Source organism: Streptomyces iranensis, from assembly GCF_017874715.1.
Taxonomy (GTDB): Bacteria; Actinomycetota; Actinomycetes; order Streptomycetales; family Streptomycetaceae; genus Streptomyces; species Streptomyces iranensis.
The window spans coordinates 52,694-78,776 of record NZ_JAGGLR010000005.1; the positions used below are offsets into that span (position 1 = coordinate 52,694).

The 26,083-nt window shown below is 71.8% G+C and carries 28 protein-coding genes; 11 read left to right on the plus strand and 17 right to left on the minus strand.

Features of this window, described 5'->3' with window-relative positions:
- Nucleotides 1-88: 88 nt before the first annotated feature.
- Nucleotides 89-1,894, minus strand: a complete 1,806-nt coding sequence (locus tag J2Z30_RS10395) for a thiamine pyrophosphate-requiring protein (RefSeq protein ID WP_044569018.1) — start codon at nt 1,892-1,894, stop codon at nt 89-91.
- A gap of 47 nt (nt 1,895-1,941) precedes the next feature.
- Nucleotides 1,942-2,907, minus strand: a complete 966-nt coding sequence (locus J2Z30_RS10400; RefSeq protein WP_044569016.1) for a TIGR03557 family F420-dependent LLM class oxidoreductase — start codon at nt 2,905-2,907, stop codon at nt 1,942-1,944.
- 227 nt (nt 2,908-3,134) lie between these two features.
- Between J2Z30_RS10400 and J2Z30_RS49450 the strand changes: the two genes are divergently transcribed.
- Entirely contained in the window at nt 3,135-3,317 is a 183-nt protein-coding gene (locus tag J2Z30_RS49450; RefSeq protein WP_044569014.1) for a hypothetical protein, read from the plus strand.
- An 18-nt stretch (nt 3,318-3,335) separates the two neighbouring features.
- Here J2Z30_RS49450 and J2Z30_RS10410 read toward each other — a convergent pair whose 3' ends face one another.
- On the minus strand, nt 3,336-4,529 hold the full coding sequence (locus J2Z30_RS10410) for a PAS domain-containing protein (protein ID WP_044581233.1): 1,194 nt from the start codon (nt 4,527-4,529) through the stop codon (nt 3,336-3,338).
- 143 nt (nt 4,530-4,672) lie between these two features.
- Here J2Z30_RS10410 and J2Z30_RS10415 point away from each other — a divergent pair, with 143 nt between their 5' ends.
- Nucleotides 4,673-5,461: an ANTAR domain-containing response regulator gene (locus tag J2Z30_RS10415; RefSeq protein ID WP_044569013.1), complete on the plus strand. Its 789-nt coding sequence runs from the start codon at nt 4,673-4,675 to the stop codon at nt 5,459-5,461.
- Here the strand turns inward: J2Z30_RS10415 and J2Z30_RS10420 are convergent.
- Nucleotides 5,385-5,927, minus strand: coding sequence for a hemerythrin domain-containing protein (locus J2Z30_RS10420; protein ID WP_044569011.1), 543 nt, complete (start codon nt 5,925-5,927; stop codon nt 5,385-5,387). The genes J2Z30_RS10415 and J2Z30_RS10420 overlap by 77 nt on opposite strands.
- A gap of 106 nt (nt 5,928-6,033) precedes the next feature.
- On the opposite strand from J2Z30_RS10420, the gene J2Z30_RS10425 reads away from it, so the two are divergent.
- From J2Z30_RS10425 to J2Z30_RS10440, 4 genes are all read left to right on the plus strand, one after another.
- Nucleotides 6,034-7,257, plus strand: a complete 1,224-nt coding sequence (locus J2Z30_RS10425; RefSeq protein ID WP_044581232.1) for a pyridoxal phosphate-dependent aminotransferase — start codon at nt 6,034-6,036, stop codon at nt 7,255-7,257.
- A gap of 91 nt (nt 7,258-7,348) precedes the next feature.
- Nucleotides 7,349-8,524 (plus strand): MBL fold metallo-hydrolase, encoded by a 1,176-nt coding sequence (locus J2Z30_RS10430; RefSeq protein ID WP_245387850.1) that lies wholly within the window; start codon nt 7,349-7,351, stop codon nt 8,522-8,524.
- Nucleotides 8,525-8,647: 123 nt separating this feature from the next.
- Nucleotides 8,648-9,724, plus strand: a complete 1,077-nt coding sequence (locus J2Z30_RS10435) for a right-handed parallel beta-helix repeat-containing protein (protein WP_044569010.1) — start codon at nt 8,648-8,650, stop codon at nt 9,722-9,724.
- Nucleotides 9,725-9,735: 11 nt separating this feature from the next.
- Nucleotides 9,736-10,806, plus strand: coding sequence for a methyltransferase (locus J2Z30_RS10440; RefSeq protein ID WP_044569009.1), 1,071 nt, complete (start codon nt 9,736-9,738; stop codon nt 10,804-10,806).
- Between the two features lie 196 nt (nt 10,807-11,002).
- Here J2Z30_RS10440 and J2Z30_RS10445 read toward each other — a convergent pair whose 3' ends face one another.
- The 9 genes from J2Z30_RS10445 to J2Z30_RS10485 form a co-directional block, all read right to left on the minus strand.
- Nucleotides 11,003-11,725, minus strand: a complete 723-nt coding sequence (locus J2Z30_RS10445; RefSeq protein WP_044569008.1) for a class F sortase — start codon at nt 11,723-11,725, stop codon at nt 11,003-11,005.
- A 162-nt stretch (nt 11,726-11,887) separates the two neighbouring features.
- On the minus strand, nt 11,888-12,445 hold the full coding sequence (locus J2Z30_RS10450) for a hypothetical protein (RefSeq protein WP_044581230.1): 558 nt from the start codon (nt 12,443-12,445) through the stop codon (nt 11,888-11,890).
- 424 nt (nt 12,446-12,869) lie between these two features.
- Nucleotides 12,870-13,199: a TcmI family type II polyketide cyclase gene (locus J2Z30_RS10455; RefSeq protein ID WP_044581229.1), complete on the minus strand. Its 330-nt coding sequence runs from the start codon at nt 13,197-13,199 to the stop codon at nt 12,870-12,872.
- A gap of 2 nt (nt 13,200-13,201) precedes the next feature.
- The gene (locus tag J2Z30_RS10460; RefSeq protein WP_037962524.1) at nt 13,202-13,666 is read right to left on the minus strand and encodes an SRPBCC family protein; all 465 of its coding nucleotides are present in this window, start codon (nt 13,664-13,666) and stop codon (nt 13,202-13,204) included.
- 2 nt (nt 13,667-13,668) lie between these two features.
- Nucleotides 13,669-13,926 carry an acyl carrier protein gene (locus J2Z30_RS10465; RefSeq protein ID WP_044569007.1) on the minus strand — a complete coding sequence of 86 codons (258 nt, stop codon included), beginning with the start codon at nt 13,924-13,926 and terminating at the stop codon, nt 13,669-13,671.
- On the minus strand, nt 13,926-15,176 hold the full coding sequence (locus tag J2Z30_RS10470) for a ketosynthase chain-length factor (protein WP_044569006.1): 1,251 nt from the start codon (nt 15,174-15,176) through the stop codon (nt 13,926-13,928). Before J2Z30_RS10470 ends, J2Z30_RS10465 begins: the two co-directional genes overlap by 1 nt.
- Nucleotides 15,173-16,441: a beta-ketoacyl-[acyl-carrier-protein] synthase family protein gene (locus J2Z30_RS10475; protein WP_044569005.1), complete on the minus strand. Its 1,269-nt coding sequence runs from the start codon at nt 16,439-16,441 to the stop codon at nt 15,173-15,175. The genes J2Z30_RS10470 and J2Z30_RS10475 overlap by 4 nt, the downstream gene beginning before the upstream one ends.
- On the minus strand, nt 16,438-16,845 hold the full coding sequence (locus tag J2Z30_RS10480) for a cupin domain-containing protein (protein WP_044581228.1): 408 nt from the start codon (nt 16,843-16,845) through the stop codon (nt 16,438-16,440). The genes J2Z30_RS10475 and J2Z30_RS10480 overlap by 4 nt, the downstream gene beginning before the upstream one ends.
- A gap of 73 nt (nt 16,846-16,918) precedes the next feature.
- Nucleotides 16,919-18,097 (minus strand): SchA/CurD-like domain-containing protein, encoded by a 1,179-nt coding sequence (locus J2Z30_RS10485; RefSeq protein ID WP_044569004.1) that lies wholly within the window; start codon nt 18,095-18,097, stop codon nt 16,919-16,921.
- A gap of 165 nt (nt 18,098-18,262) precedes the next feature.
- Here J2Z30_RS10485 and J2Z30_RS10490 point away from each other — a divergent pair, with 165 nt between their 5' ends.
- On the plus strand, nt 18,263-19,906 hold the full coding sequence (locus J2Z30_RS10490; protein WP_044569003.1) for an FAD-dependent oxidoreductase: 1,644 nt from the start codon (nt 18,263-18,265) through the stop codon (nt 19,904-19,906).
- Between the two features lie 178 nt (nt 19,907-20,084).
- Here the strand turns inward: J2Z30_RS10490 and J2Z30_RS10495 are convergent, their stop codons facing one another.
- Nucleotides 20,085-21,074 (minus strand): helix-turn-helix transcriptional regulator, encoded by a 990-nt coding sequence (locus tag J2Z30_RS10495; protein WP_044569002.1) that lies wholly within the window; start codon nt 21,072-21,074, stop codon nt 20,085-20,087.
- Nucleotides 21,075-21,167: 93 nt separating this feature from the next.
- On the opposite strand from J2Z30_RS10495, the gene J2Z30_RS10500 reads away from it, so the two are divergent.
- Nucleotides 21,168-21,566 carry a VOC family protein gene (locus J2Z30_RS10500; RefSeq protein ID WP_044569001.1) on the plus strand — a complete coding sequence of 133 codons (399 nt, stop codon included), beginning with the start codon at nt 21,168-21,170 and terminating at the stop codon, nt 21,564-21,566.
- A gap of 88 nt (nt 21,567-21,654) precedes the next feature.
- On the opposite strand, the gene J2Z30_RS10505 is transcribed toward J2Z30_RS10500, so the two are convergent.
- Nucleotides 21,655-22,317 (minus strand): DedA family protein, encoded by a 663-nt coding sequence (locus J2Z30_RS10505; RefSeq protein ID WP_078957280.1) that lies wholly within the window; start codon nt 22,315-22,317, stop codon nt 21,655-21,657.
- Entirely contained in the window at nt 22,317-23,099 is a 783-nt protein-coding gene (locus J2Z30_RS10510; RefSeq protein ID WP_044568999.1) for an MBL fold metallo-hydrolase, read from the minus strand. The genes J2Z30_RS10505 and J2Z30_RS10510 overlap by 1 nt, the downstream gene beginning before the upstream one ends.
- 90 nt (nt 23,100-23,189) lie before the next feature.
- Between J2Z30_RS10510 and J2Z30_RS10515 the strand changes: the two genes are divergently transcribed.
- Nucleotides 23,190-23,768 carry a MarR family winged helix-turn-helix transcriptional regulator gene (locus tag J2Z30_RS10515; protein ID WP_044568998.1) on the plus strand — a complete coding sequence of 193 codons (579 nt, stop codon included), beginning with the start codon at nt 23,190-23,192 and terminating at the stop codon, nt 23,766-23,768.
- A gap of 188 nt (nt 23,769-23,956) precedes the next feature.
- Here the strand turns inward: J2Z30_RS10515 and J2Z30_RS10520 are convergent, their stop codons facing one another.
- Nucleotides 23,957-24,553 carry a TetR/AcrR family transcriptional regulator gene (locus J2Z30_RS10520; RefSeq protein WP_044568997.1) on the minus strand — a complete coding sequence of 199 codons (597 nt, stop codon included), beginning with the start codon at nt 24,551-24,553 and terminating at the stop codon, nt 23,957-23,959.
- 101 nt (nt 24,554-24,654) lie between these two features.
- Here J2Z30_RS10520 and J2Z30_RS10525 point away from each other — a divergent pair, with 101 nt between their 5' ends.
- A complete protein-coding gene (locus J2Z30_RS10525) occupies nt 24,655-25,845 on the plus strand; it encodes a cytochrome P450 (RefSeq protein ID WP_044568996.1) in 1,191 nt (396 codons plus the stop codon).
- A gap of 14 nt (nt 25,846-25,859) precedes the next feature.
- Nucleotides 25,860-26,051: a ferredoxin gene (locus tag J2Z30_RS10530; RefSeq protein ID WP_044568993.1), complete on the plus strand. Its 192-nt coding sequence runs from the start codon at nt 25,860-25,862 to the stop codon at nt 26,049-26,051.
- Nucleotides 26,052-26,083: the final 32 nt, after the last annotated feature.

Consider the following 26,083-nt stretch of genomic DNA (forward strand, 5'->3'; position numbering starts at 1 on the left):
CTTCCGGTCTCTTCCGGTCCGGGTGTCCATCCGTCCGGTGCGGCGGGTAGCCAGCGCGGACGGGGTCGAAACGGGAACGTCAGGTGCATCAGGCGTCGTCCGACGTCTTCTTCCGGTGCGGCAGGAACTCCTGCACCTTCGCCTTCAGGCCCTGCCGGACCATGCCCGCCCGGTCCGAGTCGCCCTTGATGATCGACTCGGCCGTGGCCTCCATCTGCTCCCGGGTGGCATGCGGCGGGATCGGGGGGACGTCCGGGTCGGTGAGGAACTCCACGACCGCCGGGCCGTCCGCGCTCAGCGCCTCCCGCCACGCCCCCTCGACCTGCTCGGGCTTCTCCACCCGGATGCCGGTCATGCCGAGCGATTCGGCGAAGCGCGCGTAGGAGACGTCGGGGATCGCCTGCGAGGGCAGGAACTGCGGTGCCCCGCCCATGGCGCGCATCTCCCAGGTGACCTGGTTGAGGTCCTGGTTGTTCCAGATGGCGATCACCAGCCGGGGGTCCTCCCACAACTGGCGGTACTTGGCCACCGTGATCAGCTCGGCCAGGCCGTTCATCTGCATCGCGCCGTCCCCGACCAGCGCCACCGCCGGCCGGTCCGGACGGGCGAACTTGGCGCCGATCGCATACGGCACCCCGCAGCCCATCGTGGCCAGCGTCCCCGACAGCGAGCCGCGCATCTCGCCGCGCATCCGCAGGTGGCGGGCGTACCAGTTGGCGACGGAGCCGGAGTCGCAGGTGACGATGGCGTCCGAGGGCAGCAGCGGGTCCAGGCAGTGGGCCACGTACTCGGGGTTGACCGGGTCGGCGGACACCTCCGCGCGGGAGCCCATCACCTCGCGCCAGCGCCGTACGCCCGCGACGATCTCCTCCTGCCAGTCCCGGGCCTCCTTGCGTTCCAGCAGCGGCAGCAGCCGCAGCAGGGTCTCGCGCGCGTCGCCGACCAGATTGACCTCGTACGGATAGCGCATCCCGATCATGTGCGGATCGAGATCGATCTGGACCCCGCGCGCCTTGCCGAACTCCGGCAGGAACTGGCTGTACGGAAAGCTGGAGCCGATGGTCAGCAGGGTGTCGCAGTCCCGCATCAGCTCGTACGAGGGCCGGGTGCCCAGCAGTCCGGTGGACCCGGTGACATAGGGCAGTTCATCGCTGAGCACATCCAGGCCGAGCAGCGCCTTGGCGACCCCGGCGCCGAGGGTCTCGGCGGCCCGCTGGACCTCCTTGCGCGCCCCGGCCGCGCCCTGGCCGACCAGGATCGCCACCCGCTCGCCCGCGTTCAGCACCTCCGCGGCCCGCTCCACCGCGCTGTTGGAGGGCACCGCGGACCAGCCGCTGCGGTCCAGGCTGGAGGGCACCATCTTGAAGTCATGGGTGGGCGCGGAGTAGTCGAGGTCCTGCACATCCGCCGGGATGATCACGGCGGTGGGGGCGCGGCGGGCGTAGGCGGTGCGGATGGCCCGGTCCAGGACGTTGGGCAGCTGCTCGGGGACGGTGACCGTCTCCAGGAAGTCGGAGGCCACGTCCTTGAAGAGGCTGTGCAGATCCACCTCCTGCTGGTACGAGCCGCCCATCGCGCTGCGATGGGTCTGGCCGACCAGTGCCACCACCGGGACGTGGTCCATCTTGGCGTCGTACAGCCCGTTCAGCAGGTGGATCGCGCCGGGGCCCGAGGTCGCCGCGCAGACGCCGAGGCGGCCGCTGAACTTGGCGTAGCCGACGGCCTGGAACGCGGCCATCTCCTCGTGCCGGGCCTGGATGAACCGGGGCTCGTTCTCGGCCCGCCCCCATGCGGCGAGCAGGCCGTTGATTCCGTCCCCCGGGTAGCCGAACACATGCTCGACACCCCACTCCGACAGTCGGGCGAGGATGTAGTCGGCCACTTTCATGGTCATGGTGGGTCATCTCTCCTCTCGGCGATCGCTCTGGTCGGCGATCGCTGTCAACCGGCCACCTGCGGCAGCACCTTGGTGCGGTAGAAGTCGAAGAAACCGCGCTGGTCGGGGCCGATCTGATTGACGTAGACGGTGTCGAACCCGGCCGCCGCGTACGCGTTCAGCGCGGCCACGTGCGCCTCCGCGTCATCCCCGCAGACCACTTCCCCGGCCATTCGCTCGGGGGTGACGAGCTGGGCGGCCTGTTCGAACTGGCCCGGGGTGGTCAGCGTCGAGCGCACCTCTCCGGGCAGCCCCTCGGTCGGCCACAGCCGGTGGGCGGTGCGCAGGGCCTCGTCGGGATCCGGGCCGTAAGCCACCTTCAGGCCGCCGCGGGCCGGTTTGCTGTTGCCCCCGGCGCCGCTGCCGCGCCGGAACCGCGCCACCAGCTCCGCGTCCGGGGTCATGGTGATGAAGCCGTCGCCGACCCGTCCGGCCAGCGCGGCGGCGGCCGATCCGAAGGCCGCGATGTCGATGGGCACCGGCTCCTCGGGGACGGTGTACAGCCGGGCGTTCTCCACCGTGTAGTGCTTGCCGTGATGGGTGACGCGACGCCCCTCGAACAGCTGGCGCATCAGCATCACGGCCTCCTCCAGCATCTCCAGCCGGATCGGCGCGGGCGGCCAGCGGTCGCCCAGTATGTGCTCGTTCAGCGCCTCGCCGCTGCCCACGCCCAGCCGGAAGCGGCCCTCCAGCAGCACCGCGCTGGTCGCGGCGGCCTGGGCCACGATGGCGGGGTGGATGCGGATGGTGGGGCAGGTCACCGCGGTCTGCACGGGCAGGCTGGTGGCCTGTGCGAGGGCGCCGATCACCGACCAGACGAAGGAGCTCTGGCCCTGCGCGTCGTTCCAGGGGTGGTAGTGGTCCGAGATCCACAAATGACTGAAACCGGCCTGCTCCGCCATCCGGGCCTGCTCGACAAGGTCCGCGGGCCCGTGTTCTTCGGCGGCCAGGAAATAGCCGTACTCGGTCATGGGGCCCTCCTCGAGCGCGGATTCCGGCGGATGCGACGGGTAACCGGGGCCCGGGGAAGGAAACCTCGTTTGATCGTGCCCGGTACGGGCACGCGTGCCGTAAGTGCTTCGGACCGGAGGCACGCCACGAGAGCGGCCCGACTGCCAGAGGCGTGACCACCGGATCACCCTTTCTGCCGGTTCTGCCCCGTGGTGAGACCGACGACAGCTCAAGGGAGATACGGCGTATGGCGTCCGTACGGGCACATCACCGAGCACACCCCAGGCATCCGCACGACGACGCCCCGGACACCTCCGCCGAGCTCCGCCGGATCGCCGGGCGGCTCGGCACCTCCCAGATGCGGGTCTCCCGCCTGCTCAGCGACGCCTGCGCCCGTCCGGGCAGGCAGGCCGGTGCCCGTGCCGCCTGAGCCGGTGCCGTACGCGGGTCACGCCCCGGGGGCCGGGGCGCGCTCGGCCGTGCGCCCCATGGCCAGGGCGAGATGGCGGGAGACCCGATCCGCCACGCCCGCCTCCGCCATCTCGAAGGCACCGCGCCCGCCCGTACGGAAGAGTGTGAGCGCCCCCAGGACCGGGCCCGCGCCGGCGCGCAGGGGTACGCACAGCAGCGAGGTGACCTCCTCCCGCACCAGCACCGGAGCGCCCGTCGCGTCCCGGCCGAAGGCGTCGGCGTCGACCGGGCTCACCCGCAGCGCGGAGGCCCCGTCGTACAGCGCGTCCACCACCAGGGGGCAGTCGGCCGGGTCCTGCTCGGCCAGGGGCGCCGTACGCTCGCCCACCGCGTCCGCCGGGCCGAGCGCCACCACCCGGCGCGGATTGCCGGGGCCGTTCTCCGGGGCCAGGTCGGCGATCACCCAGTCCGCGAACCGGCCGTGCAGCACCTCCGCGGCCGCGGTCAGCACCCCCTCCGGGCCGTCCCCGGCCGGCGCCGCCCTCAGCAGCGCCGCCGTCATGTCGTCCACCAGGTCCAGCAGCTCGGCGTGGCGGGACACCTCGCCCAGATCCGGCCGGGACTCCTGGGCCCACGCCCCGGCCGTCCCCTCGTCCGCCGACGGGCCGGCCATCCCGGGCTGGAACGCCGCCAGCACCGCCGGATGGGGCTCGCCCGGCGGCCGCAGCGCGGCCAGGGTCACCCGCACCTCACCGTGGACGGGCGGCTGCGACAGCCACACCGTCAGGCTGCGGTCGCCCTCGCCGCGCGCGACCGCGGCGACCTGTGAGCGCAGCGCCGCCTGCCCGTCGCGCCGCAGCGCGGCGGTGAGCGGGCGGCCGGTGGCGTATCCGGCCCGGGTGTGGAACAACTGGGTGGCGGTGAAGTTCATGCGCCGCACCACGGCATCGCGGTCCAGCAGCACCGTGGCGATCGGCAGCCGCTGGAACAGCGCCCGCAGCAGCTGCTGCTCCTGCGGATCGCCCCGGCCGCCGCCGGGGCCCCGGGACGAGCCGGCCGTCAACTCCTCGTACCGTGGCCACAGTACGTCCACCACATGCTGGAGTTCGAAGAGAGCGGCGTCCAGCAGGGAAGGCCGCTCCTGCGAGGGCAGCGCCCGCGCGGTCCGCAACTCGTCCACCCGTCTGCGGAAGTCTGAGAGCTCCGCCCCAAACTCCTGTGCGTCTGGCATGGGCACACCGTAGCCTGCCCGCACTCGTGGGGCCGCATGGGTGGTGTTTTCCACTCAAGGGGGTGGAGGGCCGAAAAAATCGGGCCCCGGAAGGACGGGGCCGGACAGCACATCGCACCGGAGCGAAAGGAGTGAACTCGGCGATGCCCGACCGTACGCACGTCCGCGCGGCCTTCCAGCCCGACGCACCCTCCCTCGGGCGCGGTCTGGCCGAACTGGCGGAGCAGGCCGCCGCGGGCACACCCGAGAGCTGCGGGGCCACCGCCACCGCCGTACTCGCCGAGGAGCCCCCCGGCGCCGTGGACGCCGAGCGGACCACGGCGGCCACCCACCCCGACCTGTCCGCGCTGGTGTCGGTCCAGCTGCGGGTGGGGGAGGGCCCGATCCTGGCGGCGCTGGACACCGGCCGCCCGGCGGGCGCCGACGATCTGCTCCACGACGACCGCTGGCCGCGCTACCGGGCCCGCGCGCTGGACGCGGGCGTGCGGTCCTCCGCCGCCCTGCCGTTCGCCTGCGACGGGCTCACCGTGACCGTCTCGGTCTACGGGCTGCGCCCGGGGCCGCTGAGGAAGGCCGCCCAGGGCGCCACCGGGCTGCTCGGCGACCTGGCCACCGAGAGCATGGCCCGGGACCGGCTCTACCGCGCCGCCCTGGTCCAGGTCGACCAGCTGGACACGGCGCTGCGCAGCCGGCCGGTGGTGGACCAGGCGTGCGGAATCGTCATGTACGTCCTGGGCTGCGACCCGGACCAGGCGTTCGACCTGCTGCGCCGGCTCTCCCAGCGGACCAACCGCAAGCTGGCGGAGCTCGCCGAGACCGTGGTCCGCACCCGCGGCCGGGGCCTGGAGCGGAACCTCATCGAGTTCGGCCGGTCAGCTGCTCCCGGACCCGGTCGGCGAGAGTCCGGCCCGGACCGGGACCTTCCGGGCTGACCGGGGACACCCCTCGCGCCGCGGCCGCCGCCTCGCCGACCCGCAGGCCCAGCGCCATCCGCTCCTCGGGGGTGAGCCGCTCCCGCAGCTCGGGGAAGACCAGGTCCTCCTCGCCGCGGATATGCATGGACACCACGTCCATCAGCTCCCGGACCAGCGGGTCGAACCGCCGGTCCCGGGGGTCCACGGCGTCCAGGTCGGCCAGGATCCGCTCGGCCTCGGTCAGCTCCTCGATCTCCTCGTCGGCGATCCGGTCGCCGTTCGGCAGCGCCTTGCGGACCGTGGGGTACAGATGGACCTCCTCGGCCACGGAGTGCCGCACCACCTCCACCGTCATCCGGTCGACCAGCTGCCGCCGCCGCTCCGGGTCGGTGGTGGTGCGGTACCCCTCGAAGAGGTCGCGCACCACGCGGTGGTCCGCGGTGAGCAGGGCCACCACATCGTGTTGTTCCGGCGTCGCTGTCATGGCGCCCGGGTCCCCAGGGCCCCTTCCGCGAAACGGCGCCGGAGATCTGCGAAGGTGGACATACGTGGCCGGTGACCCGCCGGACACGGGCGGAGGTGTGGACGGAATGCAGCGGCAGTGGACCGCCCCGGCACCGGCGGACCGGGACGACGGCGGACTGCCGGTCCTCCCGGAGCTGCTCGACAGCTTCGTCGCGGCGGCCGGCCACACCGCGCCGGGGCCGGTCGGCGGCTCGGCCGGGCTGCGCTCGGCGGCCTGCGGCTACTGGTCGCGGCGCGGGCTGTGGACCGACCCGGAGCATGTCGTGGTCGCCCCCGGCGCCGAGCCGCTGCTGCTGGCGCTGCTCGCCTCGGCCCCCGGCGGCGATGTGCTGCTGCCCCGCCCCTGCGCCGCCTGGTACGCGCCGCTGGTGCGGCTGGTGGACCGGCGCGCCCACCACGCGCCCGTCCCGGCCGAGTGCGGTGGGCTGCCCGATCCGTTCGCGCTGCTGGAGATCGTGCACAGGATCCGCGCCGAGGGCGGGGTGCCCCGGGTCCTGCTGCTGTCGGCGGCCGACGACCCGACCGGCACGGTGGCCCCGCCCGAGCTGCTGCACGAGGTGTGCGAGGCGGCCGTGGCCGAGGGGCTGCTGATCGTCAGCGACGAGACCTGGCGGGACACCGTCCACCATCCGCAGGGCACGGTGCTGCTCAGCCCCGCCGAGATGTCCTTCGAGAACGTGATCGTGCTCTCCGATCTGGCGGGCGCCTTCACCCCGGCGGGCTGGCCCGCCGCGATCGCCCGGTTCCCCGCTACCGAGCGCGGCGCGGAGCTGCGCGGCCGGGTGCTGTCCCTGCTCACCGCCGTACGCTCCGGGCTGCCCGCACCCATCGCGGCGGCCGCCGCGTACGCCCTCGACGAGCCCGAGCCGGTCCGGGACCGGATGGCGGCCGCCGTCCGGGCGCACGGGGCCGTGGCCGTGGCCGCCTACCGCGCGCTGACCGCCGTCGGGGCGCTGGCCCGACCGCCGCAGGTCGGCCGGCACCTCTACGCCGACCTCGACGAGCTGCGCGGGGTGCTCGCCGCCCGGGGCATCACCGACTCGGTGGAGCTGGAGCGCGAGCTGGTGCGGCGGATCGGCCCGAGCGTGGCCGGGGGCCACCGCTTCGGCGACCCCCCGCACACCCTGCGGCTCCGGCTGGCGACCCTGCCGCTGCTCGGCGCGGCGGAGGAGTCGCGGCTACGGGCGCTCCAGGCGCCGGATCCGCTGGAACTGCCCCATGTGGCCACGGCGTTGGGCGCCTTCGAGGCGGCCTTCCGCGACCTGATCGAAAGCAGTCCGGTGACCTGAGCCGCCCCGGACCCCAGCCACGGACCTCCATGGCGCGCCGGCACCGAAGGGCCGGCCCGGACACGGCCCAGATACGGAAGGGAGCCAGGCCATGACCGACCACGCCGAGCAGGCGGAACCGGCGGAACCGGCGGGACCCGCGGAACCGGCGGGACCGGTGGAACCGGCCGGGCGGCGCCGCGCCCGGCCCGGTGCCGCCGCCCGGCCCCGGCTGGCCCCGGCCGCCCCTGAGCCGGGCGCGCCCGAGCCGGGTGGCCCTCAGCCGACCGCCCCGGTGCCGGGCGCCCCGGTGCCGGGCGCCCCGCGTCCGCCGGGTGAGATCCGCGGCTGGCCGCCGTCGTTCGCCGACCGGCTCACCTCCCCGCTGCCGGGGGTGCGGGCGCTGGCCCGGCTGGCCCGGGAGGGGCGGCTCAGACCGCCCGTGGAGACGCTCCGCCAGATCCCCGAGCTGCCCTTCGAGCCGGGGCCGCTGCCGCTCACCGGCCCCGGCCGGACCGCGCTCACCTGGGCCGGGCACGCCAGTTGGGTGGTGCGGATCGGCGGGCTCACCGTGCTCACCGACCCCGTCTGGGCCCGTAAGATCCTCGGCACCCCGGCCCGGGTCACTCCGGTGGGGGTCCGCTGGGAGGACCTGCCGCCCGTCGACGCGGTCGTCATCAGCCACAACCACTACGACCACCTGGACGCGCCCACGGTGAAACGGCTGCCGAAGGCGACGCCGGTCTTCGTGCCCGCCGGGCTCGCCCGCTGGTTCCGGGCGCGCGGATTCATCCGGGTGACCGAGCTGGACTGGTGGGAGGCGGCCGAACTGCCCGGCGAGGACGGCCCGGTCCGCTTCGACTTCGTCCCGGCCCACCACTGGAGCAAGCGCACTCTCACCGACACCTGCCGCTCGCTGTGGGGCGGATGGGTCATCACCGCGCCCGACGGCCGGCGGGTGTACTTCGCCGGGGACACCGGCTACGGCCACTGGTTCCGGCAGATCGGCCGCCGCTACCCGGGCATCGATGTCGCGCTGCTGCCCATCGGCGCGTACGAGCCGCGCTGGATGCTGGGCGGGGTGCACGCCGATCCGGAGGAGGCCGTACAGGCGCATCTGGACCTGGGGGCGCGGGTGCTGGCGCCCATGCACTGGTCCACCTTCCTGCTCTCGGCCGAACCGCCCCTGGAGCCGCTGCACCGGATCCGCGCGGCCTGGGAGGCCACCGGGCGGCCGCGCGAGGAGCTGTGGGATCTGCCGGTCGGGGCGTCCCGCGTGCTCGAATAGGCCGCTTCGCGGTCGTGCCCCGGTCAGCCGGGCCATGAGACGGCCAAGTGGGCTAATCCGGGGCGTAAGTGATGAGTGGAACATAAGTGGCGAGTGGTGCGGAGCGCACCTAACTTCCTTTTCATGCGCACACCCAAACTTCGCCACCTCGCCGGCCTCACGGCCGTCCTCGTCATCGAACTCGCCCAGCTCCCCGGAGCCCACGCCGCCCCCGTCGACCAGGCCGCGACCCGCCATGTGGTCCAGCCCGGCCAGTCCATCCAGGCCGCCGTGGACGCCGCGGAGCCCGGCGACACCATCGAGATCCGGCCCGGCACCTACCGGGAGAACCTCCAGATCACCACCGACCGGCTGACCCTGGTCGGCGCGGGCGAGTCCACCGTGCTCTCCCCGGCCGCGAAGCCGTCGGCCAACGCCTGCGGCGAGGCCGGTCACGGCATCTGCGTCACCGGGACGGCCGAAGACCCCGTCTCGGATGTCCGGATCGGCTCACTGAAGGTCACCGGCTTCGCCAAGAACGGCATCTGGGGCTCCGGCACCGACCGGATGACCGTACGGAACACCACCACCGAGGACAACGGCCAGCAGGGCATGGGCCAGGAGATGTCCACCCGCGGCACCTTCGTGGACAACGTCTCGCGGAACAACAAGCAGTCCGGCGTCTTCCTGGCCAACACCATCGACGCCGAGGGCGGTGCCACCGAGGCCCTGGGCACCCTGGTGGCCGGGAACCAGCTCAGCGGCAACCGGACCGGTGTCGTGGTCCGCCGGCTGCGCGACCTCTCGGTCGAGGGGAACACCATCACCGCCAACTGCGCCGGGGTGTTCATCGTCGGCGACGAGTCGACCCCGCGCGCCGGGGACCTGAACGTCCGCCACAACTCCGTCTACGAGAACAACGCCTACTGCGCGGCCACCGACCGGCTCCCCTTCATCCAGGGCGCCGGCATCGTGCTCACCGGCACCGAGGGCACCCGGGTGACGGGCAACCAGGTGAACGACAACGTGGGCACCTCGCCCATGTCCGGCGGGATCGTGCTCTTCACCAGCGTCGTCGGCGCCCCCAACGCCAAGAACGCCATCAGCCGGAACGTGATGAGCGGCAACAAGCCCGCCGACCTCGCCGACCGCGACAAGGGCCCCGACAACACCTTCACCGACAACGTATGTGAGCTGTCCGCGCCCACGGGCCGGTGCTGAGAGGCTGCGACATGACCACTGTGGACACCGACAGAGCCGCCGCGGCACAGCCCCCACCGGCCGCGCTCCCGCCGCCCATGCGGCTGCGCGAAGTCGTCTTCGGCGCCGCACGGGCGGCGTCGGTGCGCGCCGCGGTCCGGTTGCGCGTCGCCGACGCGCTGGGCGACCGGCCCGCCTCCATCGGCGAGCTGGCCTCCGCCGTGGACGTCGAGCCCGATCCGCTGCGCCGGCTGCTGCGCTCCCTGGCCTGCTGTCAGATCTTCGCCGAGACCGAGGACGGCCGCTTCCGGCACACCGAGATGTCCCGGCTGCTGCGCGAGGACACCCCGGGCAGCCTGCGCAACATCGCCCTGTGGTGCACCGAGCCGTGGACCTGGGAGGCGTGGCCGCTGCTGGACCGGGCGGTGCGCACCGGCGGCTGTGTCGTCAACGAGATCTACGGCAAGGACTTCTTCGCCTATCTCCATGAGGACGCGCCCGAGTCGGCCCGGGTGTTCGACGCCGCGATGACCACCTCCAGCCGGCAGTCCGCCACCGACGTCGCCGCCTTCCTCGACCTCGACGGGGTCAAGGAAGTGGTGGACATCGGCGGCGGCCAGGGGCATGTGCTGGCCAGCCTGCTGGAGAAGCACCCGGCGCTGCACGGCGCGCTGCTGGACCTGCCGCAGGTGGTGGCGCACGCCGACCCGCGGCTGCGGGACGGCGGGGCACTGGCCTCGCGGGCGACGCTCGTGCCCGGTGACTGCCGCCGCGAGGTCCCCGTCGAGGCCGACCTCTACATCATCAAGAACATCCTCGAATGGAACGACGAGAGCACCCGCCGGACGCTCGCCAACGTGGTCGCGGCGGCGCGCCCCGGCGCCAGGGTGGTCGTCATCGAGAACCTCGTCGACAACAGCCTGTCCTCCTTCACCACGGCGATGGACCTGTTCCTGCTGCTCAATGTGGGCGGCCGGAAGCACACCGAGGAGAGCATGGTGGCGCGGATGACCGAGGCCGGTCTGAACGTGACCGACATCCGGCCCGTCAACGGGGCTCTGCATGCCTTCGACTCCACGGTGGGGGTGCCCGGCGCCCCGTGACGCCCGCGGCGGCCCCCCCCCCGTCCCCGCCCCTTCCCGGCAGCATCGATATGCGGCTCCGCCGCGTGGGGGGCTCCGCCCCAGACCCCGCCCCTCAATCTCCCCCACACCGTGGGAAGGGGCGGGGAGGGGAAAACGCCACCACGGTGCCCGCGTCGTCCGTCCTCGACGACGCGGGCACCGTGGCGTTTCTCCGTCAGCTGTACCGGTACGTGGTGAGGTGCGCGAACACCACCACATTGGCCGTGTAGTCCTTGGCCGTGTGGTCATAGGCCCCGCCGCACGTGATCAGCCGCAACTGGGCGTTCGGGGTGTCCCCGTAGACCTGCTTGTCCGGGAAGGCGTTCTTCTTGAACGTCTTGACCTTGTCGACCACGAAGGTCGCCACGATCCCGTCCTCGCGGGTGATGGCCACCTTGCTCTTCGGCTTGAGCTGGCCGAGGCCGTAGAACACCGCCGGGCCGATCTTAGTGTCCACATGCCCGGCCACGATGGCGTTGCCGCGCTCACCGGGCGAGGGGCCGCCCTCGTACCAGCCCACCAGGTTCTGGTCGGTGTCCGGGGGCGGGACGAGCACGCCCGCGGCGTCCAGCGACAGCGGGGTGAAGGGCGCGCTCACCCCGATCGAGGGGATGTCCAGATGGGAGGCGGGGGAGCGCGGCAGCGCGGGTCCCGGACGGGACTCGGGGGCGGTCGTCGACTCCGGGGAATCCGCGTACGCGTCCTCGTTGGAGGTGTCGCTCTCCGGTTCGGAGATGGACGCGGGGGCACTGGCCGCGGGCCGGGCCGACGGGGTGTTCTGGGAGGCGGCGTCCACGGAGTTGTAGATGAGGAATACGCCGATGAGGGCCGACGCGGCGGCCCAGCGGAGAATGCGGGTGTTGCCATCGGCAGCGCCCTGCTTGGCCGGCTTTCCCATAGGGGTGCTCGCCTTTCTTACAGCGCCTTGTCTCATGGCGCCTCAGCTCCTCAGCTCAAGGCGCCTTTCTCACGGGCGCTTTTCTCACAGCGCTCGTGGAACTGCCGTGGCACCACCGCTCGGCGGAGGTGCCACGGCAGCACTGAATACGAAGAGTCAGGCTCAGATCGCGGTGCCGGTCGGCTTGCGGCGACGCAGGGCGTAGGCGCCGGCGCCGAGGCCACCGAGGAGCAGGACCGAGCCGGCGGCCATGCCACTGCCCGTGGTGGCCATGCCGCCACCACCGGTGTGGACGCCACCGCGCGGCTTGTCGCCCTTCTCGTGGTCCTTCCAGTCGCCACCGGACCAGTCGTGGTCCTTCTTGCCGGACCACTCGTGCTCCCGGCCCTCGTCCTTGCCGTGGGACCAGTCGTCCTCGTCCTTGCCGTGGGAGGAGGACCAGTCGCGCTCGCCGCCCTCGTCCTTGCCCTTCATCTCCTCCTTGCCGTGCTCTTCTTCCTTGCCGTGGTCCTCCCGGCCTTCCTCGCGGCCGTGGTCGTCCTTGTCCTTCCAGGAGCTGCCGCCCTGGCCGTAGCCGTCCTCGGAGGACTCCTGGCTGCTCGAGTACCCGCCGTGACCGCCCGGGTCCGAGACGTCGGCGGCGAACGCGGCGGCGGGGGCGCCCAGGGTCAGGGTGGCGGCAATCGCCGCCCCGGTGAAGAGTGCGCGAGTAGATCGCATGAGCCACATTCCTTCCGGCGCCGTCGCGATACTGACTATTTGCCAGATAAAGGGATCGCAGCGGCGTCTTGTCCACCGTCAGCGAAGAGGGCTCCCCCTGCCACTCGGCGCGGCCTGCGATCTGCTCGGTTGTAAGCCCTCTGGGTGGAGATAAGCGCAATGATCACTCATTTGCCGCGCGAATGGACTGATGCCCTTTCACCTTTTCGGCAGACATCATTCCGATGAGCCCAGTAGTGTGAGATTTTCGCGCCCGGTGCATAACCGACTGGCGGCGCCACACGAAAGACGCCACACGAAAGACGCCACACGAAAGGCGCCACACGAAAGGCGCTGTACGAAGGACGCCGTACGGAAGACGCCATACGAAAGGGCCGCCGGGAGGTGAACTCCGTCGGCGGCCCCGTGCGGTGCGATGCGTGCGCTAGCCGTGGTCGCGGTCCCAGCGGTAGAACTCGTGGGCCATGGCGTCCTTGGGCTCGCGCCAGGTCTCCGGGTCGTACGCCTGCATATACGGCTGGAGGCGGGCGCTGACGTCGCGGAACTCCGGGTGTTTGGAGTACTTGGTGACCTCCGTGGCCGGCGGCCGCTCCGCCTCGATCAGATGCAGATACACATCGCCGAACTGGAAGAGGCTGCGCCCGGTGACGCCGATCAGCTTGGGCAGTTCGCCGCGGTCGGAGTCCGCGAAGATCTTGGCGACCTGCGGCGCCGCGTCCCGCTGCATCTTGGCGACGATCATGGTGCGGTACATGGTCATGCGCCCACCGTCTCCCGGGCCCGCTGCTCGATCTTGTCCCGGATCAGATCCATCTGGATACGGGAGTTGCGGTTGATGTGGTCCGTCATCGTGGGGTCGTCGACCGGCGCGTCGGGCCGCATCTCGAAGTCCTGGGTCCAGCGCATGCGGGTGCCCTCGGACTCCTCCTCGTACTCCCAGCGGATGTTCATGTAGGCGAAGGGACCGGGCTCCACGCGGCGCGCCCAGACCGTGCGCACATCGCGGGCCGTCTCCCGCTCGGAGACCCAGGACCAGACCTTGCCGTCCTCGTCGGGGTGCATGGTCAGCCGGAAGGTGGTGGTGTCCCCGGTCCGCTGCAGCACCTCGACCGAGGCGTACTCGCTGAACAGCTGCGGCCAGTTCTCCAGGTCGTTGGTCATGTTCCAGACGAGGTCGAACGGCGCCTTGATCATGACCTCGTTGTCGGTGTGGCCTGCCATCTTCATGCTCCTGAGGTAAGTGAGGTGTTGATGACGTCGAGGAAGTCACCGGGGGTCTTGCAGCTCTCGGCGCCCGGTTCGATCGGGGAGCCGTACCGGTTCTCCAGCTCGCCCACGATGGCGAGCAGACCGAGCGAGTCCAGGCCGTACTCCTCGAAGGTGGAGTCCGGCCGGGTCCGCATCATGTCCGGGTCGACGGTGAGTCCGGCGCACCGCTTCATCAGCGTGGCCAGCTCCCCGTAGGACAGTTGACTGGACATCAGTAATCTCCTTCCGGTCCGCGGAGCACGAGCGCCGCGTTGCAACCCATGAGTCCTCTGCTGAGCACCAGCGCCGTCCGCGGCTCGGCGGGGCGGGAGCTGCGGGTGACGAGGTCGAGGTCATGGCAGACGTCGGTGACGTACGGGGTCGGAGGCACCACGCGGTGCTCCATGGAGAGCAGCGCGGCCGCCACGTCCAGCGTGGGAGCCGCGCAGTGCACCCGGCCGAAGCCGGTCTTCGGCGCGGTCACCGGGACCCGGGTGCCGTGCGGCCCGAGGGCGTCGGCGATCGCCAGCGCCTCGGCGCGGTCCGCCTCGGGCACCCCCAGCGCGTCGGCGAAGACCACGTCGATCTCCTCCGGCGCGCACTCCGCGTCCTCCAGGGCCACGCGGATGGCCTGGGCGAGCCCCTCCCGGGACCGCTCCCACCGGGACGGCCCGGTGAAGGTCGAGCCGTAACCGGCGATGAAGCCCCGGATCCGCACCCCGCGGCGCCGGGCGGCCCCCTCCTCCTCCACGACCAGCATCGCCCCGCCCTCCCCGGGCGCGAATCCACAGGCGTCCTCGGTGAACGGCAGATAGGCCCGGCCCGCGTCGCGGGCCCGGCTGAGCTCGTCCCAGCCGAGCATGCAGACGATGGAGTACGGCGCCAGCGACGCCTCGGAGGCGCCCGCCACCACCGCGTCCGCCCCCCGCCGGATGGACCGGCGGGCGTGCGCGAGCGCGTCCAGACCGCCGGCCTCGTCGTTCGCCACCACTCCGCAGGGGCCCTTGAACCCGCCGCGGATGGAGACCTGGCCGGTGCTGGCCGCGTAGAACCAGGCGATGGACTGGTACGGGCCCACATAGCGCGGCCCCTTGCCGTACAGCTGCTGCAGCTCGCGCTGGCCGAACTCACCGCCCCCGGAGCCGGCGGCGGTCACCACGCCCACGGCGAACGGCGACATGTCGTCCACCGGCAGCTTGGCGTCGTCCAGCGCGAGATCGGCCGAGGCCATCGCGAAGTGGGTGAAGCGGTCGGTCTGGACGAGGAACCGCTCCTCGATCATCGAGCCCGGGTCGAAGCCGCGTACCTGGCCGCCGATCCGGACCGGGAAGTGCTCACTGCCCTCGCGGGAGATCCGGTCCAGGAAGGTGATCCCCTCCCGGGTGGCCTTCCAGAAGGCGTCGGTGCCCACTCCGCCCGGGGCGATCACACCGAGGCCCGTGACGGCCGCGCCCCGGTTGCGGGTGCTCTTCGCGGATGTCATGCCGCACTCCCGTCCGCCCGGCTCAGCACCACCGCGGACTGGAAGCCGCCGAATCCGCTGCCGACCGACAGCACATTGCGCAGCGGGAGGGCGCGGGCGGTGCGCGGGACGTAGTCGAGGTCGCATTCGGGGTCGGGGGTCTCGTAGTTGGCCGTCGGCGGCACCACGCCATGGGCGAGGGCCATGGCGCAGGCGACCACCTCGATGGCGCCGATCGCCCCCAGGGAATGGCCCACCATGGACTTGATCGAGCTCATGGGGGTCTTGTACGCGTGCTCGCCCAGGGACCGCTTCACGGCCGCCGTCTCATGGCGGTCGTTCTGCTTGGTGCCCGAGCCGTGCGCGTTGACGTAGTCGACCTCGGAGCTGTTGACCCGGGCGTGGCCGAGCGCGTGGTCGATCGCCTCGGACATCTCAAGACCCTCACGGGTCAGACCGGTCATGTGGTACGCGTTGCCGTAGGTGGCGAACCCCCGGAACTCGCAGTAGACCCGCGCCCCTCGGGCCCGAGCGTGCTCCAGCTCCTCCAGGATCAGCACGGCGGCGCCCTCGCCGAGGACGAAGCCGTCCCGGTGGGCGTCGAACGGCCGGGACGCGGTGGCCGCGTTGTCGTTGTTCGCCGAGGTGGCCTTGATCGAGTCGAAGCAGGCCACGGTCAGCGGGGTGATCGGCGAGTCCGCGGCCCCGGCGACGCACACATCGGCCCGGCGCTCCTCGATCGCCTGGAAGGCGTATCCGATCGCGTCCAGACCGGAGGTGCAGCCGGTGGAGACGGACTGCACCGGGCCCTGCGCCCCGGTCAGCTCCGCCACCCCGGAGGACAGCGCGCTCGGCGAGAACGCGTGCTGAAGGTGCGGACCCGCCTTGCGGTGGTCCACATCCCAGTGCTCACCGGCGTCGCTCACCTTGACGTAGTCCTGCTCCAGCCGGGTGGAGGCGGCGACCGCGCTGCCCAGCGAAACCCCTATCCGCCAGGGGTTGAGCGCCTGGAGGTCGAGACCGGAGTCCCGTACCGCCTCCTGGGCCGCCACCAGCGCGAACTGCACATAGCGGTCGGAGCGTTCGATCTGCTCGAAGCTCAGACCGCGGGCCAGCGGGTCGAAGTCGCATTCGGCGGCGATCCGGGAGCGGAACCGCTCCGCGTCGAAGAGCGTGATGTTGCGGGTGGCCGTACGGCCCGCGGTGAGCATGTCCCAGAACGCCGGGACGCCCACACCCCCGGGGGCGACGACACCGAGCCCGGTGACCACCACCCGTCGGGTCACGACGTCGCCTCGGCGGGTTCGGCGGCCTCCGTGTCCACGTGGCCGAGCTCGGGGCGCGGCGCCAGGGGCCCGAGGTGGAAGACCATCCGGGCCTCGGTGCTCCCCACATTGCGGAACCGGTGCCGCATGTTGATGGGGATCAGGATCGCCTGGTCGGGGCGGAGCGGATGCGGCTCGCCGTCCAGGTCCACCTCCATGTCGCCGCTGACGACGTACACGAACTCCTCGGAGTACGGGTGGTAGTGCTCGGCGACCCGTTCACCGGGCCCCACGATGGCCATCCCCATGAAGCCGCTCGTGGCGCCCACCAGAGGCGGTGTGAGCATGGCGCGCACATCGCCACCGCGCCGGCGGTTGGGGGCGACCGCGGCGAGGTCGACGACGAGAGGGGACTGCGTGGTCATGATGAGTTCCTCCAGGTAGCGTTGCGCGGTCCGCGCCACGGGGGTGGAAAGGTGCGAAGGGGGAGAGACGTCGTCAGTGGTCCGCCGACTTGCGGTCGGTGACCGGGGCCATGTCGCAGTCGGCGAGGAAGCGGCGCTGCCCGTCGTCCATGGACAGGTCGACCACCGCCCCGTCCGCCCCGAGGTCCAGCAGGCGGCCCAGCACGGCGGCGGCCCGCCGGCCGCTCACACCGGCCGCCATGGCGGGGTTCCGGTCCAGCGGCACGGCCAGGTCCACCAGCCGCACCACGATGTCGTCACGCTGGAAGATGGTGCTGCTCAGCAGGGTCTTGGCGGTCTGCTCCGCGGTCATCTCCTTGTTCACCGCGAGCTCGTCCTGCCGGGCCAGCAGGCTGGCCACCGCCGGGCCGCAGCCGGTCTTGACCGGGTAGAGCAGGGCGTGCCGGTGGACGCCCTGGGCGGGACGCGGCCCGCCGGCCGTCATGTGGTGGACCACCGGCAGCGAGGCGCGGGCGAAGAACTCCCGTGCCGAGCTGGGGTCGTCGAGGTTGCGGTCCTCCTCCAGATACGGATTGAGGGCCTCCTCGGCGGCCCTGATCTCCGGCTGCCGGGCCACGAAGCGCAGCGCCGCGGTCAGATCGCCCTTGACCTCCACGGCCCGCACCACCCGGTTGCCGCTCATGAACACCGAGGTGCGGGAGAGCCGGGTGGTCTCGTCGACCCGGGCCTCGGGCGAGGCGTAATCGGTAAGGATCTTGGCGACGGCATCCTCGCTGCCCGGCTTCACGGTGAAGGTGAGCGCCTGCCGGACCAGCCCGTCACCGACCCGTAGCGCGGCGTCGACGCCCCGGGTGGTCACATCGACCGGCGCGGACCCGGCGGTCAGGGTCTCCCGCAGGATGCTGAACCGCAGTGAGCGGGTGTCCTCCACACAGCCGTGGAAGGGCTTGACCATCTCCCGGTGCGCGGGGGAGTCCACCCAGGCGAGGAACGGAGGGGCGCTTTCCCATTCGCTGGTGATCAGCCACTGCGAGGGGTTCTCGATCGACTGGCACAGCTGGTCGCTGATGTGCCCGGGTACCGCGGCCACCTGCTGGGACAGCTGATCGTAGGCACGGAGAAATCGCTGTTCGGCACCGCTGTTGACCTGCACCAGCAACACGACGCGCAATCTGGTGTCCGTGAGAGCGGATTCCACGGTCGTCGGCGACTGGTTCACCGTGGTCTCCGGCATGTCGGACAGGGTGCTCATATTTCACTCCTTATTTCGCGGACGCGTCCTTCCGGGCATCGAGGACACCCGCCCGTTAGACGATCGTGGAGCGCTCCCACCAATGGCGCGAGATATGTGAGCCATCCGAGCGAACGCCTGGTCAGCGCCCCGGAGCAGCCCGGAAACAGCGGGCATAGCAGCAAAATGAACCGTCTTGCCGACAATGCTGAGCGTGTGCCCGTCCTCATCGCGGGCGGCTCCCTGGTGGGCCTGTCCGCCTCACTGTTCCTGGGCCGACTGGGGATCGGTCATCTGCTGGTCGAGAAACACCCGCGCACCTCGCACCACCCGCGCGGACGGGGGAACAACATCCGGACGATGGAACTGTTCCGCACCGCCGGAGTGGAGTCCGCGATCCGCGAGGCCGCGTCCGTCCTGGCCGACAACCACGGAATCCTGCAGACTCCGTCCCTCACCGGTACGGAGGGCAACTGGCTCTTCCGGGAGATGGACCCGGGTGGCAGGGCCGCCCGGATCAGCCCCGCCGGATGGTGCCTGTGCAGCCAGAACGACCTGGAGCCGGTGCTGCTGAACGCGGCCCAGGGGCTCGGTGGCGAGCTGCGGTTCTCCACCGAGCTGATCTCCTTCGAGCAGGACGCGGACGGCGTCACCGCCACCCTCCTGGACCGCAGGTCCGAGCGGCGCTCCACGGTCCGCGCCGACTACCTCATCGCCGCCGACGGCCCCCGCAGCCCGGTGCGCGAGGCCCTTGGCATCGGGCAGAGCGGACGCGGTGAGCTGTTCCACAACGTGTCCATCACCTTCCGCGCCAAGCGGCTCGCGGACGCGGTCGGGGACCGCCACTTCATCGCCTGCTACCTCACCAACCCCGAGGCCGACGGGGCGCTGCTGCCCGTCGACAACCAGGAGAGTTGGGTCTTCCACGCCCCCTGGCACCCCGAGCAGGGCGAACCGCTGGAGGCGTTCGACGACGAGCGCTGCGCCCAGCACATCCGTACCGCCGTCGGCATGCCCGACCTGGAGGTCGAGGTCACCGGAAAGGCCCCCTGGCACGCGGCCGAGCGGGTCGCGGACCACTACTCCGACGGCCGGGTCTTCCTCGCCGGGGACTCCGCGCACGAGATGTCGCCCACCGGCGCCTTCGGCTCCAACACCGGAATCCAGGACGCCCACAACCTGGCGTGGAAGCTCGCCGCCGTCATGGGCGGCTGGGCGGGCCCCGCGCTGCTGGAGACCTACGGCATGGAGCGGCGGCCGGTCGCCCAGGCCACCAGCGCCCGCGCCGCCGCCCGTTCGGCCGAACACAGCCACCCCGGCTACTCGGCGCCCGCCACCGAGGGCCAGGGCCCGCAGTCCAACGTCATGGCCGTCGCCATGGGCTACCGCTATGTGCGGGGCGCGGTCGCGGGCGCCGACCCCTCAGCCCCCGCGGTCCCCGACCACTTCACGGTCTCGGCCGAGCCCGGCAGCCGCGCGCCCCATATGTGGGTGCACCGCTGCGGGGTGCGGCTGTCCACCCTCGATCTGTACGAGCGCACCTGTGTGCTGCTCACCGGGCCGGGCGGCGCCGCCTGGCACGAGGCCGGCCGCCGCACCGCCGACGCGCTCGGCGTCCCCCTGGACTGCTACCGGGTGGGCGATGGCCCGGACCATGAACTCGCCCCAGAACCGGGCATGGACTGGGCCGAACTCCACGGCACCGCTCCCGACGGAGCGGTCCTGGTCCGCCCCGACGGCTTCGTCGCCTGGCGGGCGGAGCGCTCGGTCCCCGATCCGGAAGCCGCGATGACGCGTGCGCTGCGAGAGGTTCTGCGGCTGGACGGCTGACCCCGCTCTTCCCGGAAGCCATCGGTGTCCGGACGCCACCCCAGTTCCGGGTGCCACCCGCCCGGGGCCGTGGGACGCGGCGCCGGGCGCCGGGCCGGGGACGGCTGTTCATCGGGCTCGCCCTGGTCCCCGGCCAAGGACGCCTGATGCGCCATCTCATGACGTTGGTTCCTCGCTGTCAGGCTTGGCGGGCGCAGGACGCGAGGCGACCGGCGAGCGCGGTGACGAGGTCGCGCAGTTCATCGGGGCGCTCGATGACGAACGGCCGGTCGAGTGAGGCGAGTACCGGAGGCAACCAGTCCAGCCGCTCCGCCCGCAGCTCGACGCGCAGCCAGCGCTCGGTCGCCCGGTCCTCGCCTGCCACGGGCGCGTACTCCTCCAGGCTCGCCACACTGGCGGGAAGGTGGGCGCGGATCTGCCCGGCCGTCCCGTGGACCCGCAAGGTCACCTCATGCCGGTACCCGGCCGTGGCGAACCCTGACAACACGCGCTGTGCCGGACCGGCGCCTACGGGCGCTTCGAATGAGCCGGGCAGGGTCCGCGCGTCCGCGATGCGATCGAGCCGGAAGGTTCGGTCCTCGGCGATCCGGGCGTCCTCGCCCGTGACGTACCACCGGCCCGCATGGGCGACGACCCCGTACGCGTGCAGCGTGCGTTCACTGTGCCGTCCGTCACGGTCGGTGTAGCGGATCGAGACCGGTCGGCGGTGGCGCACCGCGTCGGCGATGGTGAGCAGGACCCCGGCGTCCGGGGTGTCGAAATCACCGGGCTGATCCGTGAAGGCGAGAGCTTCCAGGAGTGTGTCGAGCCGACGGGCGATGTGCTTGGGCAGCACCCGCCGGATCTTCGCCGACGCCGTCTCGCTCGCCGTGTGCTCCGTCGTCGTCAACCCTGACCGGCGGCCGGCGACCAGGCCGAGCAGCACGGCCAGCGCCTCGTCGTCGCTGAGCATGAGCGGAGGCAGGCGGTACCCGGAGGCGAGCCGGTACCCGCCATAGCGGCCGCGCACCGATTCCACGGGCACGTCCAGGTCGATCAGCTGGTGCACATACCGCCGCACGGTGCGCCCTTCGACGCCGAGCCGGCCGGCGAGTTCGGCCACCGTCCGGGTGCCGCCCGACTGCAGCAGCTCCAGGAGTGTCAGCACGCGGGCGGTTGGTCGAGGCATGTTCGCAGCCTAACGCGAATACAGGACCGATTCTGTCCACTATTTCTCCTAGCCTGCGTCGTGCACGCCTCCAGCACAGCCAAGGAGATTCCCATGGACTTCGTCTCGATCCGCATCATCACCGGCGACGTGGCGCGCCTCGTCGAGTTCTACGAGCGGGCCACAGGGGCGCGGGCGACGTGGGCCACCGAGGACTTCGCCGAACTCAGGACCGCGGGCGCCACCCTCGCGATCGCCGGCGTCCGCACCGTCCCGCTGTTCGCCCCGGGCTCTGCCCGCCCGGCGGACAACCACAGCGTGATCACCGAGTTCCTCGTCGACGACGTGGACCGCGTTCACCAGAACCTGACCGGCTTCGTCACCGACTTCGTCACCGAGCCCACCACGATGCCCTGGGGCAACCGGTCGCTGCTGTTCCGTGACCCCGACGGCAACCTCGTCAACTTCTTCACCCCCGTCACCCCAGCGGCCATCGAAAAGTTCGCACGCTGACGCCACGCACAGCCGGGAGCGCCCGGAACCCCGCGCCGCGACAGCGAGTAACCCGGCACGCGGGAGAAGCCCGATCAGGGTGGTGTGGTCAGCTTGCGGCTTCGCTCCGGGCGTCGCCCGCCGTACGGCGGCGCAGGCGGCGCCACAGCGCGGGGGCCGTGCTGATCACCACCGTCAGGACCACGGCCGCCGCCACGCCCTCCCACGGCTCGGGGAAGAGCGAGCCGCCCAGGATCCCGATCAGCTGATACGTCACCGCCCAGGCCAGCGCCGCGGGTCCGGCGCCCCGGGCGAACCTCCGCAGTGGCCAGCGCGCCAGCAGGCAGGCCAGCATCACCGGTATCCGCCCGGCCGGGATCAGCCGGGACAGCACCAGAACCGCCACCCCGTGCTCGTTCAGCCGGGCCTGTGCCTGGTCCAGCCGTTCCGGCGCCGCGTGGTCGTGGATCCGCTCCAGCCACCGCGAGCCGTTCTTCGAGCGCACTCCGCGCCGTCCGAGCCAGTACAGCATCACGTCGCCGGAGAAGGCCGCCAGCGAGGCCACTCCGAAGACCACCAGCAGTGACAGCGGGGGAGCGGTCTGGTGGATGGCGACCACCGCGGCCGAGGAGACCACCGCCCCGGTGGGTATCACCGGCACCAGTGACCCGAACACCACCAGCAGGTACAGCGAGGGGTACCCCACCGCCTGCTGTGTCGACTCGGACGGCACGCTCCGCGCCAGATCCGCCAGATCCGCGAGATCCCCTATCACCTGGCGGGCTCCAGCCGCACGCACTCCCCGTGCACCAGCCGGTGCACCACCGTGTCGGGGGCGAGCTGTCCGGCGTGGCGCACGAAGTCGTCGCCCGGGGCGTGGAATTCATGCGGACGGATCGCGTCCATCCCGATCGGCCAGTACGTCCCGTAGTGCACCGGCACCGCGCAGCGCGCCCCCAGCCGCGCCAGCGCCTGGGCCGCGCGGCCCGCGTCGAGATGGCCGGGGCCGAGGTACGGCCCCCAGCCGCCCACCGGAAGCAGCGCCACATCGCACGCGCCCACCGTCTCCGCCATCCCGTCGAACAGCCCGGTGTCCCCCGCGAAATACGTGGTCGATTCGCCGCTCAGCACATACCCCAGCGCGGGCACCCGGCTCGGCCCGTACGGCAGCCGCCGCCCGTCGTGCGCGGCCGGTACCGCCCGGATGCGCACCTCGCCGACCACGCACACGTCCCCCGGCGCCATCTCGGTCACCCGCAGCCCCCGCGCCGCGACCACCCGCCGCAGCCCGGACACCGCCCGCCCGGCCCCGCGCGGCACCATCAGCCGGGTGCCGGGCAGCAGCTTGGCCAGCGAGCCGAGGTGCAGATGGTCGGCGTGCAGATGCGAGACCAGCGCCACGTCCGCCACCGCCGCGGCGGCCGGTGGCACGGCTCCCCGGCGGCGCCGCAGATGGGCCAGCCGCCGTACGAAGAGGGGGTCGGTCAGCACTCGCACACCGGAGTCCCGCACGGTCGCGGTGGCATGCCCCCACCAGGTGATCTCCACCGACATCTCCCGCCTCCTCCCTCGGGCCGTCCCGCCCCGATCCTCTCACCCCGCCGGGTGGTGCATGGAATCAGCCCATGCGGGTATGCATGACTCATGCATGATGAGAGGGAACGCGTAGCGAATCTGCTGGGGGCCACGGCGCTGGCGATCACCGACGATCTGCTCGGCGCCCCGGCCGCCGCGTCCCGCCTGAGCATGAGCGCGGCCGCCGCGCTCATCGTGCTCCGCGCCGGCCCCGGGGTGAGCGTGACCGAACTCGGCCGCCGGGTGGGGCTCACCCAGTCCGCGGCGGTGCGCATGGTCGACGGGCTGGAGCGGGACGCACTGGTCGAGCGGCGGCGCGGAATCGGCAACTGGACCGGGGTCCACCCCACCGCCAAGGGCCGGCGGACCGCGGACCGGCTGCTGACCTCGCGCACCTCCCAGCTCACCGGGGTGCTGGACGGCCTCGGCGAGACGGAGGTCCGCGACCTCGGCGCACTGCTGGCCAAGCTGCTCGACGGGCTCTACCAGGGCAGCGGCTCGGCCGACCGGATGTGCCGGCTGTGCGACCGGACCGCCTGCACCCCGGACGGCGTGGAGTGCCCGGTCGGGGCCGCGGACCGGGCGGCCGCCGCACAGCCGGCCGCCCGTGCGGCGGCCGAGGACGGGGCCCGCACGGACCATGGGTGAGCTGCTGGCCGTCGCCTCCGCGCTCTCGGGCCTCGGCACCGGGGTGGGCGTGGCATGCCTCTACTGGTCGATGAACCAGGGGCCGATGAGCGTCGTGGTGCCGGTCAGCGATGTCACGGCGGTGGGCCTGCCGGTGCCGGCGGGGATCACCCTCCTCGGCGACCGGCCCTCGCCCCCGGCGCTCACATTTACTGGACCCGCACCAGTGGCAGGTAGATGGTGTCGAGGATGTCCTTGATCACGGCGTCCGTGATCGGCGTCCCGCGGATCACGAACTCGTTGCGCAGTAGGTCGTGTGCGACGGTCATGGCACGCGTGCCCCGCAGTTCGGGGCGCACCTCACCACGCTCGATCCCGCGCTGGTAGATCTCGTCGACCAGGTATGGCCCCGTCGCGAGGAGCTGCCTTCGTGTCTCGGCGGCAAGTTCCGGGTTCTTCGTCACCTCCGCGAGCACTCCGCGAAGCAGCTCGCCGTACTCGGAATCCATCAGGTCGGCGAGCGAACGTAGCAGCGTGTGCATGTCCGAGGCGAAGGACCCGGTGTCCGGCGTGGACAACAGCGAGCGGACCAGCTGCCCTTGCGCGTACACCACGAGCTCGGCACGGTTGCTCCACCTGCGGTACAGCGCGGCCTTGCTGGTGCGCGCCCTACTGGCGATCCAGTCCATGGTCAGCGCCGCATAGCCACGTTCGATCAGACCCTCACGCGCCGCGCGAAGGATCGCGTCCTCCAACTCGGCGCCACGCCTGCGTGGCCCCCGGCGGTGATCGGTCGCGCTGCTCATGCCTGCTTACGGTAATGCGTTGCGCTCGCCGGTTCCAGAAGCCTACTGTGGCCTTTAGGGAACGATACGTTCTCTAAATTTGCCCACGCTTGAGGTGCCACATGGAAGAGACGATTACCTTCCCGCAGGTCCGTACCTGCCCGTACCGTCCGCCGCACGGCTACACCGAACTGACCGCGCAGGGGCCGCTGCACCGCGTCGAGCTCTACGACGGCAAGCTCGGCTGGGTGGTCACGCGGTACGCAGAGGCCCGCGCGCTGCTCAGCGATCCGCGGCTCTCGTCCAACCGAACCGACCCGAACTTCCCGCTGATCTCGTCACGCGGGGCCGCCGCTCGCGAGCAGCCGCCCGCGTTCATCGGTATGGACCCGCCGGAACATGGCCACTACCGGCGCATGACCATTCCCGAGTTCACCGTCAAGCGGATGAATGAATTGCGCCCGAAGATCGAAAAGATCACGGAACGGGCCGCCGAGCAGCTGTGCACGGCCGGCCCGTCCGCAGATCTGGTCGTCAACTACGCGCTGCCGATCCCGTCCCTGGTGATCTGCGAAGTGCTCGGGGTGCCGTACTCCGATCACGAGTTCTTCGAGGACGCGAGCAGGCGGATGATGCGCAGCGCCACCGCGGAGGGAGCCGGCGTCGCCCGCAGAGAGCTGTTGGAATACCTGGACTCGCTGGTCGATGCCGCGATCGAGAACCCGCGGCCCGGCCTGGTCAGCAGGCTGGCCAACGGTGAACTCGCCCGCGGCGAGCTGCCCCGGGACTACCTTACGGGTATCGCGGTGTTGCTTCTGGTCGCGGGCCATGAGACCACCGCGAACGTGATCACCCTGGGCACCCTGATGCTGCTGGAACACCCCGATCAGCTCGCCGAGTTCCGCGCCAACCCCGATGTGGTGCCCGGCGTCGTCGAGGAACTGCTGCGCTACACCTCCGTCGCGGACACCGCAGGGGCTCGGGTGGCCACGGCGGACATCGACATCGCAGGCCAGCGCATCCGTGCGGGCGAAGGGGTGCTGATCCCGAACGGGCCGGCGAACTTCGATCCCGCGATGTTCCCCGGGCCGGAAGAGTTCGACATTCACCGGGACTCGCGCAAGCACAACACGTTCGGCTACGGCGTGCACCAGTGCCTCGGGCAGAACCTCGCGCGGCTCGAACTGCAGATCGCGCTGCCACTGCTCTTCGAACGCTTCCCCACGCTGCGGCTCGGTACCCCGGCGACGGAACTGCGGCCCCGTCGCGCCGACACCATTCAGGGCGTGGACGAACTGATTGTCACCTGGTGAGAACGGAGCCCACGATGCACGTGACCGGAGACCGAGAGGTCTGTGTCGGAGCGGGTCAGTGCGTATTCGCCGCTCCCGATGTATTCGACCAGGACGAGGACGAGGGCCTCGTCCTGGTGTTGCAGGAGTACCCCGGCGAGGCCCGGCGCGAGACCGTCGAGGAGGCAGCAGACACCTGCCCGTCGGGCGCTGTGCGCATCGGCTGAGCGCGGCTTGGCGCGGGCCCGGGAGAGGCGGG

Coding starts and splice junctions, on each gene's coding strand:
- J2Z30_RS10515 (WP_044568998.1), top strand. CDS start 23,190: ATGCATGATGAGAGGGAACGCGTAGCGAATCTGCTGGGGGCCACGGCG.
- J2Z30_RS10485 (WP_044569004.1), bottom strand. CDS start 18,097: ATGAGCACCCTGTCCGACATGCCGGAGACCACGGTGAACCAGTCGCCG.
- J2Z30_RS10490 (WP_044569003.1), top strand. CDS start 18,263: ATGAACCGTCTTGCCGACAATGCTGAGCGTGTGCCCGTCCTCATCGCG.
- J2Z30_RS10525 (WP_044568996.1), top strand. CDS start 24,655: ATGGAAGAGACGATTACCTTCCCGCAGGTCCGTACCTGCCCGTACCGT.
- J2Z30_RS49450 (WP_044569014.1), top strand. CDS start 3,135: ATGGCGTCCGTACGGGCACATCACCGAGCACACCCCAGGCATCCGCAC.
- J2Z30_RS10530 (WP_044568993.1), top strand. CDS start 25,860: ATGCACGTGACCGGAGACCGAGAGGTCTGTGTCGGAGCGGGTCAGTGC.
- J2Z30_RS10450 (WP_044581230.1), bottom strand. CDS start 12,445: ATGCGATCTACTCGCGCACTCTTCACCGGGGCGGCGATTGCCGCCACC.
- J2Z30_RS10500 (WP_044569001.1), top strand. CDS start 21,168: ATGGACTTCGTCTCGATCCGCATCATCACCGGCGACGTGGCGCGCCTC.
- J2Z30_RS10445 (WP_044569008.1), bottom strand. CDS start 11,725: ATGGGAAAGCCGGCCAAGCAGGGCGCTGCCGATGGCAACACCCGCATT.
- J2Z30_RS10510 (WP_044568999.1), bottom strand. CDS start 23,099: ATGTCGGTGGAGATCACCTGGTGGGGGCATGCCACCGCGACCGTGCGG.
- J2Z30_RS10420 (WP_044569011.1), bottom strand. CDS start 5,927: ATGACAGCGACGCCGGAACAACACGATGTGGTGGCCCTGCTCACCGCG.
- J2Z30_RS10455 (WP_044581229.1), bottom strand. CDS start 13,199: ATGTACCGCACCATGATCGTCGCCAAGATGCAGCGGGACGCGGCGCCG.
- J2Z30_RS10410 (WP_044581233.1), bottom strand. CDS start 4,529: ATGCCAGACGCACAGGAGTTTGGGGCGGAGCTCTCAGACTTCCGCAGA.
- J2Z30_RS10460 (WP_037962524.1), bottom strand. CDS start 13,666: ATGGCAGGCCACACCGACAACGAGGTCATGATCAAGGCGCCGTTCGAC.
- J2Z30_RS10440 (WP_044569009.1), top strand. CDS start 9,736: ATGACCACTGTGGACACCGACAGAGCCGCCGCGGCACAGCCCCCACCG.
- J2Z30_RS10400 (WP_044569016.1), bottom strand. CDS start 2,907: ATGACCGAGTACGGCTATTTCCTGGCCGCCGAAGAACACGGGCCCGCG.
- J2Z30_RS10425 (WP_044581232.1), top strand. CDS start 6,034: ATGCAGCGGCAGTGGACCGCCCCGGCACCGGCGGACCGGGACGACGGC.
- J2Z30_RS10430 (WP_245387850.1), top strand. CDS start 7,349: ATGACCGACCACGCCGAGCAGGCGGAACCGGCGGAACCGGCGGGACCC.
- J2Z30_RS10520 (WP_044568997.1), bottom strand. CDS start 24,553: ATGAGCAGCGCGACCGATCACCGCCGGGGGCCACGCAGGCGTGGCGCC.
- J2Z30_RS10495 (WP_044569002.1), bottom strand. CDS start 21,074: ATGCCTCGACCAACCGCCCGCGTGCTGACACTCCTGGAGCTGCTGCAG.
- J2Z30_RS10395 (WP_044569018.1), bottom strand. CDS start 1,894: ATGACCATGAAAGTGGCCGACTACATCCTCGCCCGACTGTCGGAGTGG.
- J2Z30_RS10480 (WP_044581228.1), bottom strand. CDS start 16,845: ATGACCACGCAGTCCCCTCTCGTCGTCGACCTCGCCGCGGTCGCCCCC.
- J2Z30_RS10465 (WP_044569007.1), bottom strand. CDS start 13,926: ATGTCCAGTCAACTGTCCTACGGGGAGCTGGCCACGCTGATGAAGCGG.
- J2Z30_RS10470 (WP_044569006.1), bottom strand. CDS start 15,176: ATGACATCCGCGAAGAGCACCCGCAACCGGGGCGCGGCCGTCACGGGC.
- J2Z30_RS10415 (WP_044569013.1), top strand. CDS start 4,673: ATGCCCGACCGTACGCACGTCCGCGCGGCCTTCCAGCCCGACGCACCC.
- J2Z30_RS10435 (WP_044569010.1), top strand. CDS start 8,648: ATGCGCACACCCAAACTTCGCCACCTCGCCGGCCTCACGGCCGTCCTC.